Source organism: Frankia sp. AgKG'84/4 (assembly GCF_023242965.2).
Lineage (GTDB): Bacteria > Actinomycetota > Actinomycetes > Frankiales > Frankiaceae > Frankia.
The window spans coordinates 1-4925 of the sequence record NZ_JALKFU020000400.1 but is presented as its reverse complement, the minus strand read 5'-3'; the positions used below and the strand labels follow the sequence as shown (position 1 = coordinate 4925).

General features: G+C 73.0%; 3 protein-coding genes. All 3 read right to left on the bottom strand.

What is annotated here, in order from left to right; all coding sequences use genetic code 11:
• The coding region (locus MXD58_RS19920) for a glycosyltransferase (protein WP_250609715.1) at positions 1-1066 on the bottom strand (1066 nt) is incomplete at its 3' end.
• A 30-nt stretch (positions 1067-1096) separates the two neighbouring features.
• On the bottom strand, positions 1097-1888 hold the full coding sequence (locus MXD58_RS31215) for a WhiB family transcriptional regulator (RefSeq protein WP_284678608.1): 792 nt from the start codon (positions 1886-1888) through the stop codon (positions 1097-1099).
• 447 nt (positions 1889-2335) lie between these two features.
• Positions 2336-4925 (bottom strand): bifunctional FO biosynthesis protein CofGH (locus MXD58_RS19910; protein ID WP_250609714.1); only part of this gene is annotated, 2590 nt, incomplete at its 5' end.

The window sequence follows — 4925 nt, the reverse complement described above, 5'->3', positions numbered from 1 at the left end:
CCACTCGGGCGGGGACCGCGCGAGTGGTCGCGGCCCGCCGGCGCAGGGCGAGGAGCTGGCGTGGCCGGCTCAGCACGGCCCATGGCAGCGCGAGTTCCGCTGCCGCCGCCCGCAGGCGCCCGCGCAACAGCAGGCCCAGGGCCCGCGGGCAGGAGCCGGACACGAGGGCGAGGACCGCGGCGGGCAGCAGGAGCCAGGCCGTGTGCGCCAGCCGGATCCGCAGGGCCGCGACCCGCTCCGGCCACGCCGTCGCACCGGTCGCGGCGGCGTCGGAAGGGGTCAGGGAGGTCATGACGGCGGTGGGGACGACCACCGTGCGCAGCCCGGCCCGGGCGGCCCGCCAGCCCAGGTCGATGTCATGGCCGGCGTCGAGCTCGAGGTCCAGGCCATCAAGCAGATGCCAGGCGGTGGCGCGCACGAGCATGCCGGCGCAGGCGACGGCGAGCACGTCGCGCGCTCCGTCGTGCTGCCCGAGATCGGCCTCGCCCGGCCGAACCCCCGTGCGGCGCCGGCCGGCGCGGTCAACACTGACTCCCGCCTCGAGCACGATAGGCGGCGCCCACGATCCGGTGCCGCCAGGCTGGCCGGGCACCGACAGGCCGGGCACCGACAGGCCGGGCACGGACAGGCCGGCCCGCAGCTTGGGGCCGATGATGGCGGCGCCTGGATCCAGGCGCGCGTAGGCGAGCAGGGTGCGCAGCGCGTCGGGCGCGGGCACGGCCGAGTCGTCGAGCAGCCAGAGGTAGCCGTCCACCGGTGGGCCGCCGAGCTGGTCGAGACCGGCGGTGACCGCAGCCGCGAGCCGAGTCCCGGCGGGCAGCTCCGCCGGAGCCGGCAGCCCCTTGCGCCGGGGGGATCCCGGCGCGTTCCCGCCGACCCGGACTTCGGCGACCCTCAGATAGACGGCCTGGTCGGGCGGGGTCTGCTGGGCCGCTATGGCGGCGCCCAGGAGCACGGCCGCGCCGGGGGCACGGCCGTGCACGCATACGACTGCCACCCAGGTCGTGGCTGCTTCACCCCAGCCGGGCGGCGCCCCGGCGGGGCGCTGCGCGGCCTGGCCGCTCATCCCCCACCGGACACCGTCCACGGCCCTGGATCAGACCGCTCGGCGCCGCTGTTTGCGCCGCTCCCGTTCGGACATTCCGCCCCAGATCCCGAACCGTTCGTCGTTCTCCAGCGCGTACTCCAGGCACTCGGCCCTGACCTCGCAGCCGGAGCAGATGCGCTTGGCCTCCCTGGTCGATCCGCCCTTCTCCGGGAAGAATGCCTCGGGATCGGTCTGCGCGCACAGGGCGCGCTCCTGCCACTCCATCACCTCGCCGAAGAGGTCACCCAGCCCAAGATCGATCACTGAGGCGAGGGTCTCCCCCTCGGCGTCGGGGTCGAGATCGCCGGCCAGCCCGTCGAGACCAAGATCGTCTCTAGCCAGCTCGACGCCGGCCAGGCCGTCGTGGGTCGGTTCGTTGCCTGCCGGCTCGTCGTGAGCCAGCCCGTCGTGAGCCAGCCCGTCGTGAGCCAGCCCGTCGTGGATCGGGCCCGCCGTGGCGGGCTCATCGCCGCGCTGGGCGCCGGCCAGCCGGTCGTCGGCGCCGAAGGATGGGTCATCGGAACCGCCGAACCTCTGCTCGTCGGCGGCCGGGATGTCGGGACGGGCCAGCATGTCCACCCCGACCGGCCGTGGGTGCACGACTGGCGGGGCGACGGTGACCCGGTCCGACGAACCGGAACGGGCTGATGGCACGGTGGTGGCGGACAGCGACGACTCCGGTGTGGCCTGTGTGGGCCGTTCAGTGAGCACCCGCTCGGAGTGGTCACCGAACGGGTCATGCTCAGCGGGACGCTCGACGTCCGCGAGGACGGTGTGGACGCCCGCGTCGGTGTGCTCCATGGGACTCCTCCAGACCCGTCGCGGTGCGGTCGGCCACCCCCCTGGGCGCCGGCGCACAGTGGCTGGTTCCACACCGGTCAGGCGTCGCACTACCGCACGAACCCCGCCAGCGAGGGGAATGACACGCCGGTAATTACACGCTCCAGACTCGGCCGCGTCAACCCCACCAGCGCAACATCTTCTACAACCAGCGATCAGACCATAGCTCACAGTCACTGCACACCATCGCCCAGGGTCTGGGCAACCTCCCAATCGGTAACTGTGTGCAATCGCTACGGCGACGGTGTCCGCATTATGCCGCGCAACCAGATCCGACATAAAGGGCCTAAACGGGCAACTTTGCATCCGGTAAACGTGATGTTCCCACCATAACCAGACAACCCGTTCGGGCCCGCCGAGCCGAATAACTACTTACAGTAGTTTCGGGACTCGGAGACTTGGCGGGTGTCAGGACACCACCGGCAGCACGGTCCGGACCGGTCCGCCTCGGGCAGCGTGGAAGCGCTCGTCCGGGACCCGCCCATAGGACGTGGTCCGTTGCCTGGCAGGTCGGCCCGCCGACGCGGCCACCTCCTCCAGCTCGGCCACGGACCGTCGCGAACCATGCTGCGAGCCGGCCATCCGGCTGATCGTCTCCTCCATCAGCGTCCCGCCGATGTCGTTCACTCCGCCGGCGAGCACCTGCTGGCAGCCGTCGGCGCCGAGCTTGACCCATGAGCACTGGATGTTGTCGATCGACCGGTGCAGCAGGATGCGGGCCATCGCGTGCACCGCCCGGTTCTCCTGGACGGTGGGGCCGGGCCTCGCCACCCCCGCCAGGTAGATCGGCGAGCTGTGGTGCACGAAGGGCAGCGCGACGAACTCCGTGAACCCGCCCGTGCTGTCCTGCAGGCGGCGCAGTAGCCGCAGGTGTGCGACCCAGTGCGCCGGGGTGTCCACGTGCCCGTACATCATCGTGGCGGTGGAGCGCAGGCCCACCCGGTGCGCGGCGGTGATCACCTCAACCCAGCTCGCCGTGGGCAGCTTGCCCTTGGTCAGCACCCACCGGACCTCGTCGTCGAGGATCTCCGCGGCGGTGCCGGGAATCGAGTCGACGCCGGCCTCGCGGGCCGCGGTCAGCCAGTCCTCGATCGACATCCCCGTCCGGGTGACCCCGTTGAGGACCTCCATCGGCGAGTAGGCGTGCAGGTGCAGACCGGGTGCGGCCCGCTTGATCTCACGGGCGAGGTCGAAGTAGGCGGCGCCGGGCAGATCCGGGTGGATGCCACCCTGGACGCAGACCTCCGTCGCCCCGACCGACCAGGCCTCGGCGGCCCGGGTACCGACCTCCGCGAGGGACAGCGTGAACGCGTCGGCGTCCCCGCGGCGCTGCGCGAACGCGCAGAAGCGGCAGCCCGTGTAGCAGACGTTGGTGAAGTTGATGTTGCGGTTGACGATGTAGGTGACGTCATCGCCGACGACATCGCGGCGCAGTCCGTCGGCCAGCAGGCAGAGTTCGTCCAGCGCCGCGTCCCGCGCGCCGAACAGGGTGAGCGCCTCGGCGTCGCTGATCCCGGCCGGGTCGACGCCGGCATGGCTCAGCGCGGAACGCAGGTCGGCGTCGAGGCGCGGCGGTGCGCCCACCGCGCGCCGACCGGTGCCCACCACCCCGTCGACGCCGGTCCCGGCCGCGCTGACCTCGGCGCGCAGTGCCGCCCAGTCGCCGTAGACGGTGTCGAAGTCCGCCCGGGCCTCACTGTGCCGGCCGACGGTGTCGACCGCGGTGTTCAGGTCGGTGCGGCCGCTGTTGCCGAGGCCGCCGTCGGGCTCCTGCCAGGGGCGGCCGGCGGGGCGGGCACCCTCGGCGAGCAGGCCGTCAGGCCCGGCGAGCGCGCGCACGTGCCCCGCGACCCGCGGGTCCAGCCACGGCTCCTCCTGATACGGGGGGTAGACCGTGAGCCGGGGCCGCAGGGTGAAACCGGCGTCGGCGCTCACCGCGCGCAGCACGTCCAGGTCGGGCCAGGGCCGCTCGGGGTTGACGTGGTCCGGGGTGACCGGGGAGACGCCGCCCCAGTCGTCGATGCCGGCCGAGAGCAGCAGGTCGCACTCGGCGGCGTCGATGAGGTTCGGCGGCGCCTGGACGCGCGCCATCGGGCCCAGCACGAGGCGGGTCACGGCGACGGCGGCGGCGAGTTCCTCGGCGCCGACATCGGGCTCCGAGCGCATGGCGGTGTCGTCCTTCGCCCGGAAGTTCTGGACGATCACTTCCTGGATGGACCCGTAGCGCCGCGACAGCCCGCGCAGTTCGAAGATCGTCTCGGCCCGCTCCGCCCGGGTCTCGCCGATGCCCAGCAGCAGACCTGTGGTGAAGGGGATGGAGAGCCGGCCGGCGTCGGTCAGCACCCGCAGCCGGACCGCGGGCTCCTTGTCGGGCGAGCCGAAGTGCGGGCCGCCCGGCTCCGACCACAGCCGGGTGGCGGTCGTCTCCAGCATCATGCCCATCGACGGCGCGACCGGCTTGAGCCGGGCGAGCTCGGTCCAGCTCAGCACGCCCGGGTTGAGATGCGGCAGCAGGCCGGTCTCCTCCAGCACGGCGATCGCGGCGGCGCGCAGGTAGCCCAGCGTCGAGTCGTAGCCGTGGGCGTCGAGCCACTCCCGGGCCGCAGGCCAGCGCTCCTCCGGCCGGTCACCCAGCGTGAACAATGCCTCGGCGCAGCCGGCAGCGGCACCCGCTCTCGCGATGTCCAGCACCTCGTCCATAGAGAGGAACGGCGCGTCGAGGCGGTGCGGCACGGTGGCGAACGTGCAGTAGTGGCAGCGGTCCCGGCACAGCCGGGTCAGCGGGATGAACACCTTGGGCGAGTAGGTGACGACGCCCGACCGGCCGAGCGAGGCGAGCCCGGCGTCGCGCACCCGGCCCGCCGAGGCGCACAGGTCGGCGAGATCGTCGCCGCGGGCGGCCAGCAGCACCGCTGCCTCGACGGCATCGAGGGTGGCGCCATCCCTGGCCCGGCGCAGCGCTCGGCGCATCGCCGACGCGCTCGGCGCGTCATCGAGC